The 14,297-nt window shown below is 62.8% G+C and carries 13 protein-coding genes; 5 read left to right on the top strand and 8 right to left on the bottom strand.

From position 1 onward, the window contains the following. Window positions 1-28 precede the first annotated feature (28 nt). The 3 genes from queA to tgt are packed head-to-tail and all read left to right on the top strand — an operon-like array spanning window position 29 to window position 2,576. The gene (queA, locus tag QMG80_RS19380) at window positions 29-1,108 is read left to right on the top strand and encodes a tRNA preQ1(34) S-adenosylmethionine ribosyltransferase-isomerase QueA (RefSeq protein WP_085770660.1); all 1,080 of its coding nucleotides are present in this window, start codon (window positions 29-31) and stop codon (window positions 1,106-1,108) included. Between the two features lie 56 nt (window positions 1,109-1,164). Further along, window positions 1,165-1,449, top strand: a complete 285-nt coding sequence (locus QMG80_RS19375) for a hypothetical protein (protein WP_245300075.1) — start codon at window positions 1,165-1,167, stop codon at window positions 1,447-1,449. Next, complete coding sequence (gene tgt, locus QMG80_RS19370) at window positions 1,446-2,576, top strand: tRNA guanosine(34) transglycosylase Tgt (RefSeq protein ID WP_085770658.1); 1,131 nt, start codon at window positions 1,446-1,448, stop codon at window positions 2,574-2,576. The genes QMG80_RS19375 and tgt overlap by 4 nt, the downstream gene beginning before the upstream one ends. Before the next feature lie 19 nt (window positions 2,577-2,595). On the opposite strand, the gene QMG80_RS19365 is transcribed toward tgt, so the two are convergent. Beyond that, a complete protein-coding gene (locus tag QMG80_RS19365) occupies window positions 2,596-3,546 on the bottom strand; it encodes an aspartate carbamoyltransferase catalytic subunit (protein ID WP_085770657.1) in 951 nt (316 codons plus the stop codon). Between the two features lie 68 nt (window positions 3,547-3,614). Between QMG80_RS19365 and QMG80_RS19360 the strand changes: the two genes are divergently transcribed. Further along, window positions 3,615-5,849, top strand: coding sequence for a primosomal protein N' (locus tag QMG80_RS19360; protein ID WP_085770656.1), 2,235 nt, complete (start codon window positions 3,615-3,617; stop codon window positions 5,847-5,849). Window positions 5,850-5,885: 36 nt separating this feature from the next. Here the strand turns inward: QMG80_RS19360 and radA are convergent, their stop codons facing one another. From radA to aroA, 3 genes are read right to left on the bottom strand one after another with little or no spacing between them, the layout of a single operon-like run. Continuing rightward, window positions 5,886-7,286: a DNA repair protein RadA gene (radA, locus tag QMG80_RS19355; RefSeq protein WP_085770655.1), complete on the bottom strand. Its 1,401-nt coding sequence runs from the start codon at window positions 7,284-7,286 to the stop codon at window positions 5,886-5,888. Between the two features lie 55 nt (window positions 7,287-7,341). Next, a complete protein-coding gene (gene cmk / locus QMG80_RS19350) occupies window positions 7,342-7,974 on the bottom strand; it encodes a (d)CMP kinase (RefSeq protein WP_085770654.1) in 633 nt (210 codons plus the stop codon). Next, entirely contained in the window at window positions 7,971-9,320 is a 1,350-nt protein-coding gene (aroA, locus tag QMG80_RS19345) for a 3-phosphoshikimate 1-carboxyvinyltransferase (RefSeq protein WP_085770653.1), read from the bottom strand. The genes cmk and aroA overlap by 4 nt, the downstream gene beginning before the upstream one ends. A 237-nt stretch (window positions 9,321-9,557) precedes the next feature. On the opposite strand from aroA, the gene QMG80_RS19340 reads away from it, so the two are divergent. After that, a complete protein-coding gene (locus QMG80_RS19340) occupies window positions 9,558-10,130 on the top strand; it encodes a hypothetical protein (protein WP_158658608.1) in 573 nt (190 codons plus the stop codon). A 24-nt stretch (window positions 10,131-10,154) separates the two neighbouring features. On the opposite strand, the gene murJ is transcribed toward QMG80_RS19340, so the two are convergent. The 4 genes from murJ to QMG80_RS19320 form a co-directional block, all read right to left on the bottom strand. Beyond that, on the bottom strand, window positions 10,155-11,702 hold the full coding sequence (gene murJ, locus QMG80_RS19335; protein WP_085770651.1) for a murein biosynthesis integral membrane protein MurJ: 1,548 nt from the start codon (window positions 11,700-11,702) through the stop codon (window positions 10,155-10,157). Next, window positions 11,699-12,691: a glycosyltransferase family 2 protein gene (locus QMG80_RS19330; protein ID WP_085770650.1), complete on the bottom strand. Its 993-nt coding sequence runs from the start codon at window positions 12,689-12,691 to the stop codon at window positions 11,699-11,701. Before QMG80_RS19330 ends, murJ begins: the two co-directional genes overlap by 4 nt. A 130-nt stretch (window positions 12,692-12,821) precedes the next feature. Then, window positions 12,822-13,595: an enoyl-CoA hydratase gene (locus QMG80_RS19325; protein ID WP_085770649.1), complete on the bottom strand. Its 774-nt coding sequence runs from the start codon at window positions 13,593-13,595 to the stop codon at window positions 12,822-12,824. A 174-nt stretch (window positions 13,596-13,769) separates the two neighbouring features. Further along, window positions 13,770-14,009 (bottom strand): PsiF family protein, encoded by a 240-nt coding sequence (locus tag QMG80_RS19320; protein WP_085770648.1) that lies wholly within the window; start codon window positions 14,007-14,009, stop codon window positions 13,770-13,772. Between the last annotated feature and the right edge of the window lie 288 nt (window positions 14,010-14,297).

Here is a 14,297-nt window from a genome sequence, read left to right as displayed (position 1 = left end):
CGTAAAATTCCCCGAATTCGGTCAAACAATGCGCGTGGATCTCTTTGACTTCGACTTGCCGGCAGAATCGATTGCGTTACGCCCCGCCGACCCCCGAGATAGCGCGCGAATGCTGGTTCTTCCCGCGGGCGAGGATCGCTTGGAAGACCGCCATGTTCGCGACTTGCCGCATCTTCTGCGCCCCGGCGACGCTCTTGTCGTCAATGACGCGCGGGTTATTCGCGCGCGCCTTCACGGCTACCGACATCGAGAGGGAACCAAGGCGCAGATCGAAGCGACGCTCATCGAGCAACGATCGCCGAGCTCGTGGCAAGCCATGGCGAGACCGGCCAAAAAACTCGCCGTGGGCGACCGCTTGAGCTTTGGCTGGACGCCGACAGAATGCCCGAGCGCGAATCCGTCGCTGGAGGCGGAGGTCGAGGCGCGAGGCGAGGCGGGCGAAGTCACGCTCGCGTTCGACCGGTCGGGTTCCGCGCTTGAGGAAGCGATACAGGCCTGCGGCTCCATTCCGCTGCCTCCTTATATCGCCACTCGGCGCGCGCCCGACCTTCGCGACGAGAGCGACTACCAGACCCTATTTGCGGCGCAGCCCGGCGCTGTCGCCGCGCCGACGGCCGGCTTACATTTTACCCCGGAGCTCTTGCGCTCCGTCGAAGCCGCGAAGATATCCCTGCATCGACTGACCTTGCAGGTGGGAGCAGGCACATTTTTGCCCGTCAGAGCGCAGGACACGCGGGACCATGTGATGCACGCCGAATATTGTTCTTTGTCCAAGGAAACGGCGGAGGCGCTAAATGAAATCAAGGGCCGCGGCGGACGCATCGTCGCGGTGGGCACCACCGCGCTGCGTTGCCTCGAGAGCGCGGCATGCGCGAGCGGAAGGCTCGAGCCCTTCCAAGCCAAGACGGACATATTCATCACGCCGGGATATCGCTTCCGCGTTGTTGACGCGCTGATGACCAATTTTCATCTGCCGCGCTCGACGCTGTTCATGCTCGTTTGCGCCTTTGGCGGACTGGATCGCTTAAAGGCCGCCTATGCTCACGCGGTTCGACAGGGCTACAGATTCTATTCTTACGGGGATGCGACCCTGCTATTCCGGACATGAATACATATGATGCGCGCATGAAGGCGCTTTGGCGAGATGATCCGACGGAGGCGACGATGACGGTCGATATCCGGCTCGACGCCGAAACCGGAAGCATCCTTGCCCCGTGGGATCTCTTCGGCGCCTTCGATCTCGACGGCGATCGCAGTCGGCCCTTTATCTTAAGGCGTGACGGAGAGATAGATTTCGGAGCCAGCGCAGCCCGGAGATGGCGGACCAACCTCCGTGACCTTCGCGTCGGCGTCGGCGCACGCTTTCAGGTTTATTGGAATGAGTCCGACGCCGGCGACTATGAAGTGGTGAAAATCGCTCGACTCGGTTCCAGGGAAAGACGGGGATGACCGGCCGGTTCGCTTTCGAGATCGACTCTGGCGATGGGGACGCGCGCAGCGGCCGTATTTTCACGGCGCGAGGCGTCGTCCGCACTCCCGCATTCATGCCCGTCGGCACCGCGGCGACAGTGAAAGCGATGTTCCCGCAGGACGTTCGCGACGCTGGAGCCGACATCGTTCTCGGCAACGTCTACCATCTCATGTTGCGCCCAGGGGCGGAGCGGATCGCTAGCCTTGGCGGACTGCACGAATTCATGCGCTGGCCGGGACCAATCTTGACCGATTCGGGCGGCTTCCAAGTGATGTCGCTTTCCAAGCTTCGTAAGCTTGATGAACGGGGCGTCGCTTTTCAATCGCACATTGACGGCTCAAAACATTTGCTGACCCCTGAGCGATCAATGGAAATTCAGGCGTTGCTCGGTTCCGACATTCAGATGCAGCTCGACGAATGCGTGCCGTTGCCCTGCACCGACGCGGAGGCAGAACGCGCGATGAGGCTTTCGCTGCGCTGGGCCGAACGCTCACGCAAGTCCTTTGCCGAGGCTCCAGGCCGCGCAATCTTTGGGATTGTGCAGGGGGGCGCCGTGAAGCCGCTTCGCATCGAAAGCGCGAAGGCCCTGAGCAGCATGGATTTCCACGGTCTCGCGATCGGCGGGCTTGCGGTCGGCGAGCCGCAGGACGTGATGATCGACATGATACGCACGGTGATGCCGCATCTTCCCGAGCATAAGCCTCATTATCTGATGGGTGTGGGCACGCCGGACGACATTGTTGAAGCCGTGATGCGCGGCGTCGACATGTTCGACTGCGTGATGCCAACGCGAGCGGGGCGTCATGGGCTGGCCTATACGCGCTTCGGCAAAGTGAATCTGATGAACGCGCGTCATGCGGATGACCGCGCTCCCCTTGACCCGCAATCTTCGTGCGCGGCCGCACGAGACTATTCACGCGCCTATCTACATCACCTTTTCAAGGCGCGGGAAATCCTAGGCATGATGCTGCTCACTCAGGTGAACATCGCCTATTATCAGGAGCTCATGGCCGGACTGCGGGAGGCGATCGCCATGCGGCGCCTCGCCGATTTCGTTGCCGAGATCAAGGAAGGCTGGGCGCGCGGCCTCGAAGCCAGCGTTTAGACTTGTAACCAAGCCGCCCTCAGGCGTTTGGCAGATGGTGCGCCAAGGCTTCGAGCACCGCCATGCGTACCGCGACTCCCATCTCGACCTGCTCGCGAATCAGGGAGCGAGCGCCGTCCGCCACGAAGGAATCGATCTCGATGCCCCGATTCATCGGCCCTGGATGCATGACGAGCGCATTGGCTGCGGCGCCTTTCAGCTTTTCCTCATCCAGGCCGAAAAACTGAAAATACTCTCGCGAGCTTGGAACAAGCGCGCCACTCATGCGCTCCCGCTGCAGGCGCAGCATCATGACAATATCCGCGCCCTCAATGCCCCGCGTCATGTCGTGGAACACTGCCACGCCCATCCTCTCGAAACCACGGGGAACGAGGGTCGGCGGGCCCACCACCCGCAGTTTCGCGCCGAGCGCGCCGAGAAGCAGAATGTTGGAGCGTGCGACGCGCGAATGCAGCACGTCTCCGCAAATCGAAATGGTTAATCCTTCGATGCGGCCCATGTTGCGTCGAATGGTCAAGGCGTCGAGCAAAGCTTGCGTTGGGTGCTCATGCGCGCCGTCCCCGGCGTTCACTACGGCGCAATCCACCTTGCGGGCGAGCAGATGCGCGGCGCCCGCCTGGGAATGGCGCACGACGATGATATCGGGTCGCATCGCGTTCAAGGTGATGGCCGTGTCGAGCAAGGTCTCGCCCTTGCTCTCGGAGGATTTCGCCGTCGACATGTTCATGACGTCGGCGCCGAGACGCTTGCCGGCGATCTCAAATGAGGCCTGAGTGCGGGTCGAGGCCTCATAGAACAAATTGACCTGTGTGCGTCCGCGAAGCTTTGAGCTCTTTTTTTCGATTTGACGCGAGACTTCGATTGCATCCTCGGCCATATCGAGCAGCGTCAGAATATCGGGACGGGAAAGGCCCTCGATGCCAAGGAGATGGCGGTGGGGATAGTGTCGCGGGGCGGGATCCGTAGGCATGGCTGCCGGAGATAGCAGGTTTTCTTCGCTTCTGCCATCAACGCACTGAGAATGCTAAGAAGTTTCTCATGAACGACGCCGACGCCGCGGGGCAGATCGTCGAGGTGCTCGCGCCCTTGGCGGTGGACCAGACCTACAGCTATTTTTCTCCCCCTGCGCTGAGGCTTGCTCCGGGCGAACACGTCGAGATTCCATTGGGCCGGCAGTCGACCTACGGCGTCGTCTGGGAGGTGCGGGGCTCGGCGGACACGCCCGGCAATTTGAAGACCGTGATCTCCCGCTACGCTCGCCCGCCTCTTTCACAGAAGCTGCGGGATTTCGTCGACTGGCTCGCGCGTTACACGCTTGCGCCGCGCGGCATGGCGCTTCGGCTCGCGACGCGTTCCGCCGAGAGCGCGGAAGCTGAGCCAGACCGCTTGGTTTACCGGGCGACGGGAGCTAGGCCCCAACGCGAGACGCCGACTCGCGCGCGCGTGCTGGCGGCTGCGGAAGGGGGGCTCGTTTTCTCAAAGAAGGCGCTTTCCGGAGCCGCTGGATGTTCGCCTTCCGTCGTCGATGCGCTCGTCGACGACGGCGCGCTAGAAGCGATCAAAGCGCCTGCAAGCGCAATCGCAGATTCTCTGACCTCCGATTACGCTCAGTCGACGCTTGAAACGGAACAGGAGAAAGCCGCCTCGGCATTGCGAAGCTCGGTCGCTTTGCGCGCCTATCAGCCTTTTCTGCTCGAAGGCGTCACGGGTTCGGGAAAGACGGAAGTCTATTTCGAGGCGGTCGCTGCGGCTTTGGAGCAGGGCGAGCAAGCTCTCGTCATGATGCCCGAAATTGCTTTGACGAGCCAATTTCTGGAGCGCTTCGCGCAACGTTTTGGAGGCAGGCCGGCAGAGTGGCATTCATCAGTCGCCGACCGCAAGCGTTCGCGTATCTGGCGCGGCTGCGCTACGGGCGAAGTCAAGGTGGTCGTCGGCGCGCGGTCAGCCTTGTTCTTGCCCTTCGCCAATCTGCGGCTGATCGTCGTCGACGAAGAGCACGACGGCGCCTATAAGCAGGAGGACGGCGTCTGCTACCACGCTCGCGACATGGCGGTCGTGAGGGCGAGCATTGAAGGCGCAACTCTTGTGCTTTCCTCCGCAACGCCTTCGATCGAATCGCGCGTGAATGCGGAATTAGGGCGCTACGCGCATTTGCGGCTGCGCGCGCGAGCCGGGGCCAGACTTCTTCCCCGGGCTGACGCGATCGACATGCGCATCGAAGGTCCCGGCCAGGGGCGCTGGCTCGCGCCGCGCCTTGCGCGGGCGATCGGGGAGACCATAGCGCGTGGCGAGCAAGCCTTGCTTTTTCTTAATCGGCGAGGCTATGCGCCGCTCACTCTGTGCCGCAGTTGCGGCCATCGGTTTCGCTGTCGACAATGCGACGCATGGCTCGTCGAGCATCGATTCCGTCGCGCGCTGATCTGTCATCACTGCGGATATGTCGAGCAACGACCCAATGTGTGCCCCGAATGCGATGCAGAAGAAACGCTTTCTCCCTGCGGGCCCGGAATCGAGCGTATCGCGGAGGAGGCCGCGAAGCTATTCCCCAACGCTCGTATTCTTGTGCTCTCTTCAGATTTTCCCGGCGGCGCGGAACGGCTGCGACGGGAGCTCGAGGAAGTCGCTAAGGGATCCTTTGATCTCATTATCGGCACACAGCTCGTGGCAAAGGGGCATAATTTCCCCTATCTCACGCTTGTCGGCGTGGTCGATGCGGATCTGGGGCTGGGGAGCGGCGACCCGCGCGCTTCCGAGCGCACCTTCCAACTGCTCGCGCAGGTGACGGGAAGAGCTGGACGCGGCGACAAGCCGGGCGCGGCCCTCATTCAGACCTATCACCCCGAACATCCGGTCATGCGCGCGCTCCTCTGCGGCGACCCGGAGGACTTTTATGCCCAAGAGATCTCCTTGCGTGAGCGGGCTGGTCTTCCACCCTTCGGCCGGCTTGCCGCCTTGATCGTCTCGGGCCGAGACGCGGGGCTCGCTGAGGCGCATGCTCGCGCATTGGTCCGCGCCGCCCACTCATTGCCGCCGACTCCCGCTTACCGGTTGGCTGCGGCGGGGGGGCTTCCGGAGCCGGATGAGATCGCTGTGCTCGGGCCGGCCGAGGCGCCCATCGCGCTCTTGAGAGGTCGCTTTCGCTTCCGCCTCTTGATCAAGGCGCCGCGCCGCGCGAATCTGCAAGGCTTTCTTCGCGATCTTCTCGAGGGAGGCCCCCCCGCGCGAGGAGGAGTGCGCGTGCAAGTCGATGTCGATCCTCAGAGCTTTCTTTGAAATAGAGCAAGGATCGATAAGGCGATAAAGAACTGCTCAATTCCTGTTGTTCTTGTTCGGGGGCCTCGACGGCGCCGACTCGACGACCATCTCAATCAACTTAGCCACATTGGGTATCTCGCAAGCGGCGACGCCAGCCGAGCGGCTATTGTCTCCCATCTGCTGCGCGCGCGCGAGCGCGGCTTCTCGAAAACCCAGCTTTCCGGCTTCCTTGAGTCGAGCGTCCGTGTGAATGACGGGTCGGATCGCCCCGGAGAGCGCGATTTCACCGAAATAAACACGCTCGGCCGGCAGAGGGACGCCGAGAAGCGAGGAGACGAGCGCCGCCGCCGCTGCGAGATCCGCCGCGGGCTCGTCGGCGCGCATTCCGCCCGCAACATTAAGATAGACGTCGTGAAGCGACAGCTTCACGCCGCCATGCGCTTCGAGCACCGCGAGGATCATCGCGAGACGGCTTTGGTCGAAGCCGACAACGGCGCGGCGAGGGGTCCCGGGGGCGCTTGGGGCGACGAGGGCCTGAATTTCGATGAGCATAGGGCGCTGGCCCTCCATGCCGGCGAGCACGGCCGCGCCTGGCGCCGCGGCATCGCGGCCTGATAGAAACAGCGCGGAGGGATTGGCGACCTCGACGAGACCCAGTCCCGTCATTTCAAAGACCCCGATCTCGCCGGTCGCGCCGAAGCGGTTCTTCGACGCGCGCAACAAGCGAAAATGATGGCTGGCGTCGCCTTCGAAAGACATCACCGCATCCACCATGTGCTCGACGACTCGGGGGCCGGCGACTTGGCCATCCTTGGTCACGTGACCCACGAGCACGAGCGATGAGCCGCTTTTCTTCGCGAAGCGCAGCAGCGCCTGAGCGCTGGCGCGCACCTGCACGACGGAGCCCGGCGGAGAGTCGGCGGTCTGGCTCTGCATGGTTTGGATAGAGTCGATGACAATCAGTGCGGCTGGAGCGCCCGCTGCACAGGTTGCGATGATGTCCTCAACTTCGGTGATGCAGGCGAGCTCCACCGGCGCGTCCATCAAGCCGAGTCTTCGAGCGCGAAGCCGCACCTGCGCCAGCGCTTCCTCGCCTGATATGTAAATCACGCGCCTGCCTTGTCGCGCGAGCGCTGCGCAAACCTGTATCAGCAGGGTTGACTTGCCGATCCCCGGCTCTCCGCCCAGCAGCGTGACCGATCCTCGGACGAAGCCGCTGCCCAGGACGCGGTCGAATTCGCTGAAGCCCGTAGCGATGCGCGCAGCGCTTTCGCTCTCTGCGGACAAGTCTTCGAGCGCCAAGAGGCGTCCGCGCTTCGAGCGGCTCGGACCAGAAGACTCCGTGACTTCTTCGACGATGCAGTTCCACTCCTGGCACGAGTCGCAACGGCCCTGCCAGCGATTGGTGATCGCGCCGCAATTCTGACAGACGAAAATGGACCGGGCTTTGGTCATGGGTCGTCCTTGAGTCCCCGCAGGCCTATCGCCCATTACGATTCGGGGCCCGCAATCACCGCTTCGCCCGCTCGACGATCTCCACCGCCACGCGGAACGCCTCTTCAATGTCGAGATCGCTCGTATCAAGCACGATGGCGTCGGCGGCTGGTTTGAGAGGGGCGACAGAACGCGATCCGTCGCGTTCGTCGCGCTTCTTCACATCGGCGAGCACGCTTTGGTAATCCGTTTTTTCGCCGCGCGCCGTCAGCTCGAGCGCCCGACGTTGGGCTCGCGTCTCGGGCGACGCCGTCACGTATATTTTCACCCGGGCATTCGGGCATATCACGGTGCCAATGTCGCGGCCGTCGAGCACCGCGCCTTTTTCGCAGGCGGCGAAGCGACGCTGTAGATCGACGAGCGCCGCGCGGACGGGGGGGATCGCCGCGACTACAGAGGCTGCTTCCCCCATCTCCCGCGAACGCAAGCGCGCTTCGTCGAAATCCACAAGCGAAAGTCCGCGGGCGGCTGCAGTAGCCGCCTCAACGTCGTTGAGCGGCAAACCTTCATCCAAGAGAACACAGGCAGTCGCCCGGTAAAGCAATCCGGTGTCGAGGTGCCGCAAGCCGAAGCGCTCCGCTAAGCGCCGGGCAAGCGTTCCCTTTCCGGAGGCGGCGGGACCATCAATGGCGATGACAAGGCCACTCACGCGAAGCTCGCTCCGAGACTTCCCATCAGCTCCCGAAAGTCGGGGAAGCTCGTCGCGATCATGCTGGCGTCGTCCACCGTCACCGATTCATTAGAAGCCAAACCCATGATGAGGAAGCTCATGGCGATGCGATGGTCGAGATGAGTCTTGACCAAACCGCTGCCCCTAACAGCGCCTCCGGCGCCCTCAACATAGAGATCATCACCCTGAATATTGCAGGAGACGCCGTTCGCCTCCAGTCCCGCGGCAATGGCTGCAAGGCGATCCGATTCCTTCACGCGCAACTCGGAGAGCCCCCTCATGATCGTTCCGCCAGCGGCAAAAGCCGCGATCACAGCCAGAATCGGATATTCATCGATCATGGACGGCGCTCGCGCCGCCGGGACTTCGACGCCCCGCAGATTGCGTGAGTAGCGCGCTCGCAAGTCAGCGACCTCTTCCCCGCTCTCTCCGCGTCGATTCTCGATCGTTATATCGGCGCCCATTTCGAGCAAGGTCTCGATCAGACCGCAACGCAATGGATTGATCATCACCGATTCGATCAGCACGTCCGAGCCGGGAACGACCAGCGCCGCGGCGAGCGGGAAGGCTGCAGAAGAAGGGTCCGCTGGCACGCGCACTGTCGTGGCCCGCAGATTCGGCCGCCCCTCCAAGGCGATCCTGCGCCCACTGCCATTATAGGGCTCGACGGTGACGCGAGCCCCGAAGTGGTTGAGCATTTTTTCGGTGTGGTCGCGGGACGCTTCGCGCTCCATGACGACAGTCCGCCCCGGCGAATTGAGACCGGCAAGCAGGACCGCCGATTTGATCTGGGCGGAAGCCACGGGCGTCAGATATTCTATGGGGAACGGGGCGCCTGAGCCCTGCAGAAGAATGGGCAGGCGTCCGCCTTCGTGCTCCTCGAGCACGCGCGCGCCCTGTTTTATGAGCGGCTCCAGCACGCGCCGCATCGGGCGTTTGCGCAAGGACGCGTCGCCGTCAAAACGGGCGGCGATCGGATGCCCCGCGACGACGCCCATCATCAGCCGCGACCCGGTGCCCGCATTGCCAAAGTCGAGCGTTTCTCGAGGCGCGACGAGAGAGCCGAGACCCGCGCCTCTCACACTCCAGCGACCCGCGGCGCCACGCGTGACGGTGGCGCCGAGAGCCCGGCATGCCTCAGCCGTTCGCAGCACGTCCTCGCCTTCGAGAAGACCTTCGATCGTCGTTTCGCCGACGCACAACAATCCAAGCAACAAGGCTCGATGCGAGATGGACTTGTCGCCAGGAGGACGCTGCCGACCGACGAGCGCGCGCGAGCGGACAGCGCTGAGCTTCAGCGGCGCATCCGAGCTGGCTTCCTTCATTTGCACCGTCGGGATCCTCCCTAGCGGCCCGCTAAACAAGCGGGCTCATCTGTTTTTTCCATAAATGGCGCGCGCGCAAGTCTTTCTTGCGGACGGGCTTCCGGGACGTCGTTTTGACCACGCGCGCCGTCCAGTCTATCGTGACCGTCACAGCCTCACCGCGCTTTTCCTGGAGGGAGCTTGTCGATCAAGACGGAAGCTAGGCGCCGGTCGCTGCTGGGAATTGAGATCGCTTTCGTGGCTTCGCTGCTTAGCGGCTGCCTCGACACATTGCCGGACCGGGGCGACCGATCGCTCGTCGCCAGCGCTCCGCATGTTCGGCCCGAGGCCAGAGCCGGCGTCAGCCCGCGAGGCGCGAGCCTCGCCTTTGCGAGCCTCGACGGGCCGTCCGAGACCGTTTCGGAAAGGTTTCGGGAGCAATTCGACAAAGCCGTGCAGTCCCGGGACGTGGCGCTTGCCAAGACCGAAGCGGCTCACTACCGGATTCGAGGCTATTTGACCACCTTGCCGGCGCCCGGCGGGGCGCGCCTTGCCTGTGTGCTCGACGTCTACGATCGTCAGGGGCGCCGTGTGCAGCGTCTGATGGACGAGACCGCGTTGAAGACGGAGGCGAACCCTTGGGACGCCGTCGACGACAAATCTCTCGCAGCCTTCGTAGATCGAAGCGCCGAAGACCTCGCCGCTTTTCTTTCCGGCACACCCGAGGCTCTTGCCGCCGCTGAAAAGGATGCAGGCGTATCCGTCGTCTCGGGTCAGGCGAAAGGCTCGGAAGAGAAGCCCAAGCCCAGCGGCGTCGCGCAAGCTCGCTGAAGGCCGTAAACCGGCGCCCCTACCTCATCTCATGCCCGGATCCGCGCCGCGCAGAGCGGAGAGCCGGACGCCCAGCAGCCGGAGAAGCCCGATGAGCACGCCAAAGTAGACGAGGCCTCCGAGGATCGACAGCGCGATAAGCGCGACGAGATTGGCAAGGGGTCCAAAGGCGCGCCCGAGATCCAGCGCAGGTCCGCGACACAGTTGCGCTGCGATGATCAGCGACGCAGAAGCCGCGCCAGTGGCGAGCAGAGACTTTGCAAACAGCGCGTCAAACCGCATGATCCCGCGCGACATCGCTATGCCGATAAGCGCGCCGAGGTTGATCCAGAGGCCGATCGCCGTCGCGATCGCAAGCCCCGGCGCCCCCATCGGATGGATAAGAGCGACTTTCAGCGCGATATTGACGGCGAGCGCCGCGAGCGCGATCAGCATGGGCGTGCGCGTGTCGCCTCTCGCCTGAAAGCTTGCTTTCGCAGATGCGACAAGCACCAGGGCGGGGAGTCCCCCTCCGTAAGCTGCAAGCACGTCAGCCGAAGCGTATGTCGCCGCGACCCCGAATTTTCCGTGCATGTAGATCCCTGCGACGATCACTTCCGGCAGGCTGATAAACGCCACGAAGAAAGGGAAGGCCGCCATAATGGTGAGCGCCATGGTCGCATTTTGCGCGCGCTTGGCGCCTGCTTCGTCGCCGGCGGCGAGGCGCCGGCTCATTTCGGGCAATAATACAGTTCCGGCCGCGACGCCGATGAGGCCGTTGGGAAGCTGGTAGAGTCGGTCGGCATATTGGATCGACGACACCACGCCGTCGGGGAGCATGGACGCGAGGATCGTGTCGACGAAGATCGCGATCTGTCCGCTCGCGGAGCCGATGACCGCCGGACCCAGCCTCAGGAGGAATTCCCGCACGCGTCTCCAACGCACAGGCGCAATTCGCTCCAGAAGCCCATGCCGATGCGCCGACCACATGAGGAGGCCGAGCTGGGCGAAGCCGGAAAGGACAAAGCCGAGGGTCGCGGCGACTGCCGAGTTCAGGAAGAAGAGGCCAATGCCGAGACCCAGCATGACCCCTATGTTCATGAGGCTCGGCGCAAAGGCCGGGAGGGCGAAATATCCATGCGCGTTGAGCGTGCCTTGGTGCAGCGTGAAGAGCACCATGCAGGCGAGATAAGGGAATGCGATGCGCGTCAGCATGACCGTGATCGCAAATTTTTCGGGCCGGTCGCTCAATCCGGGCGCCATGACCGCGACGAGCTGCGGCGTGAAAATCCAGGCGAGGATCAATATCAAGGCTTGGCTCGCGAGCAGCAGCGAGAAGACTTGAGAGGCGAACTCCTTGGCGCTTTCAGCGCCCTCATGCTCGAGCGCCTCCGAGTAGCAGGGGACGTAAGCGGTGTTGAACGCGCCTTCGCCGAAAATGCTGCGAAAGCTGCTCGGTAGCCTTTGCGCGATGATGAAGGCGTCGGAAATCTCTGTCGCGCCGAGCACCGCGGCTTGAACCATCTGGCTGAGAAAGCCGGTCACGCGTGAAAGAAGCGTGAAGCCGCCAACGGAGACGAGATTGCGAATCATGGGGTGTCGTTTGGACCTTGCGCCGGCTGCAGGGGCCCGCCTTGATTGTGGCTCCCGATACGCTCGGCCACGAGATAGAGCGGTCTGCCCTTCACTTCCGAAAAGATGCGACCGATATACTCGCCGATCACGCCGAGCGAGATCAACTGCACGCCCGAGAAGAAGGCGATCGACACGATCAAGGTTGCGAATCCGGGCGTGTCGACCCCGAGGATCATCGTCTTGAAGAAGAACCAGGCGGCCATCGCCAGGGCGCAGCCGGAAATCAGCAGGCCGAAAAAAGTCCACATCCGCAGGGGAATTGAGGAAAAGGACATCACCCCGTCGAGCGCAAACCGAAGCAGGCGGGCGAAGTTGAACGTGGAAGCGCCATGCGCGCGCTGCTCAACCATAAAGGGCACGCCGATCGTCTTGAAGCCGATCCAAGCAAACAGCCCCTTGTTGAAGCGAGCGCGTTCGCGCATGGCGCAAAGCGCGTCGACAGCCTTGCGGTCGAGCAATCGGAAGTCGCCTGCGCCCGCTGGCATCACGACGTCTCCGATGTGGTCGATCAGCGTGTAGAAGATTCTCGTTAGCGCGACCCGAATCCGCGGATCCGACGCCCGGTCGACGCGTTCTCCGTAGACGTTTTCATATCCCGCTCGCCATTTTTCTACGAAGAGGGGAATAATCTCCGGGGGATGCTGGAGATCGGAGTCCATCACGACCACCGCTGCGCCCCGCGCGTGGTCGAGGCCCGCCGCGATCGCGATTTCCTTTCCAAAGTTCCGACTGAAGGAGATGGCCTTCAAGCGTGGGTCGGCGGCGCAGAGCTCTCGCAGCGCCTCGAGCGTGCCGTCGGTCGACCCGTCATCGACAAAAAGCGCCTCAAACGGTAATCCGAGCCCCTCCAACACGGGAACGAGACGCAAAACCAACGGGCGCAAATTGCGCTCCTCATTGTAGAGCGGCGCGACGATGGAGAGGAGCGGGCGCGAATCAGGTCTCACGGAAACTTTCCAGCACGAATTTGCGGTCAAGGGTAGGTGGGGTTGGATCGGGTCCCCATCGCGCGCCGCCGCGTAAACGCTAAAAACGTTTTAGTTACAAAGGTTAACCAGTCCGCGCGAAAGCTGGCCCTTAACGGTTCTGGAACTGCGGCGGGCGTTTCTCGATGAATGCGGCCATTCCTTCCTTTTGATCATGCGTCGCGAACAAGGCGTGGAAGGCCCGGCGCTCGAACCGGACACCCTCCGCAAGCGAGGTTTCGAAGGCTCGATTCACGGCTTCCTTGACCGAAAGCACGGCCGGCGCGGACATTGCCGCGATGCGTTGCGAGGTCTTGATCGCTTCGGGCAGAAGCTCCGCCGCCGGCAGGACGCGCGCGACGAGGCCTGCGCGTTCGGCTTCCTGAGCGTCCATCATGCGGCCCGTGAGACACAGATCCATCGCCTTCGCCTTGCCCACCGCGCGAGTCAGACGTTGTGTGCCGCCCGCGCCGGGCATGACGCCGAGCTTGATTTCGGGCTGGCCAAACTGCGCCGACTCCGACGCCAAAATGAAGTCGCACATCATCGCCAGCTCACAGCCGCCGCCGAGAGCGAAGCCTGAAACCGCGGCGATGATCGGCTTGCGGGCGCGAGCCACGGTGTCCCAGCGACCGAGGAAATTCTCTAGCAACGCCTCCGCAAAATTCTTGTCTCGCATTTCCTTTATGTCTGCGCCGGCGGCAAAGGCTTTTTCCGAGCCGGTGAGGACCACGCAACCGATTTCCGGATCGCTTTCGAAATCGCTCAATGCACTGTCGAGCTCGGCGATGAGCTCGCTGTTCAGAGCATTCAGCGCTTCTGGGCGATTTAAGCGTATCAGCGCCGCCCGTCCGTGGCGTTCGATCTCGATCGTCTTAAAGGTCATGCTTTGCTCCTCGGACGCGCCTGAAGGCGCCGTTGCGGGGAATATTTCTCACGGCGGCGACGCCGCTATTAAATGACGCCTGCGCCACAAGCCGTCGACCTGTGGCGCAGGTTTACGGGAGTCTGCTCGCGCGTGTTGGGGAGCGTCAGAAAAGGGCGCGATACCGATCTGCGGTCAGTGCGCCGCCGCGTCCTTCACGCATTTCGTGACAAAGCTTGTGCGCGCCGCGCCAGCGAGCTTTTTTTCCGTCGCGGCGGCGTTGCAAGAGTCTTTCTCGCATTTCGTCACGAAGCTCTTGAGCGCAGCCCCTGCGAGCTTCTTCTCCGCCGCCTTGGCGGCGCAGTCGTTCACTTCCTGCGCGTGGGCGCAGCTCATGGCGAGCGTCGCAAGAAGCGCTAGGCAGAGAGTTTTCATGCTTGCCTCCAACTTTTCGGTTGATGGGTCTCGACTCTCCGCGCGGTCCGGCGGCTGCGACGAGGTCCGAACAATAGCGTCGCCAGCTTATTATCACACCGAAGACGCCCGAGCGGACAAATCCTCGCGCAACAACAGGCTGCGTCAATTATTCACTTGACCGAATCGTCATAAAAGCTCAATCTGTTACTCGTTCGCGGTCGCCTCGTGGATGCGATACATTCTCGGATGGCGGCGAGCATCGGTCGAGCGGGACCTCTGACCGGGTCGCGGACAGCCTCGACGGCG

It is taken from the genome of Methylocystis bryophila (assembly GCF_027925445.1).
GTDB lineage: Bacteria > Pseudomonadota > Alphaproteobacteria > Rhizobiales > Beijerinckiaceae > Methylocystis > Methylocystis bryophila.
The sequence above is the reverse complement of the archived record's forward strand: the minus strand, read 5'-3'. Positions and strand labels throughout refer to the sequence as shown.

Excerpts from the sequence above, each read along its gene's own strand:
- radA (WP_085770655.1), bottom strand. The coding sequence starts at position 7,286 with ATGACCAAAGCCCGGTCCATTTTCGTCTGTCAGAATTGCGGCGCGATC.
- aroA (WP_085770653.1), bottom strand. The coding sequence starts at position 9,320 with ATGAAGGAAGCCAGCTCGGATGCGCCGCTGAAGCTCAGCGCTGTCCGC.
- tgt (WP_085770658.1), top strand. The coding sequence starts at position 1,446 with ATGACCGGCCGGTTCGCTTTCGAGATCGACTCTGGCGATGGGGACGCG.
- QMG80_RS19325 (WP_085770649.1), bottom strand. The coding sequence starts at position 13,595 with ATGACCTTTAAGACGATCGAGATCGAACGCCACGGACGGGCGGCGCTG.
- QMG80_RS19360 (WP_085770656.1), top strand. The coding sequence starts at position 3,615 with ATGAACGACGCCGACGCCGCGGGGCAGATCGTCGAGGTGCTCGCGCCC.
- murJ (WP_085770651.1), bottom strand. The coding sequence starts at position 11,702 with ATGATTCGCAATCTCGTCTCCGTTGGCGGCTTCACGCTTCTTTCACGC.
- QMG80_RS19365 (WP_085770657.1), bottom strand. The coding sequence starts at position 3,546 with ATGCCTACGGATCCCGCCCCGCGACACTATCCCCACCGCCATCTCCTT.
- QMG80_RS19375 (WP_245300075.1), top strand. The coding sequence starts at position 1,165 with ATGACGGTCGATATCCGGCTCGACGCCGAAACCGGAAGCATCCTTGCC.
- queA (WP_085770660.1), top strand. The coding sequence starts at position 29 with ATGCGCGTGGATCTCTTTGACTTCGACTTGCCGGCAGAATCGATTGCG.
- QMG80_RS19320 (WP_085770648.1), bottom strand. The coding sequence starts at position 14,009 with ATGAAAACTCTCTGCCTAGCGCTTCTTGCGACGCTCGCCATGAGCTGC.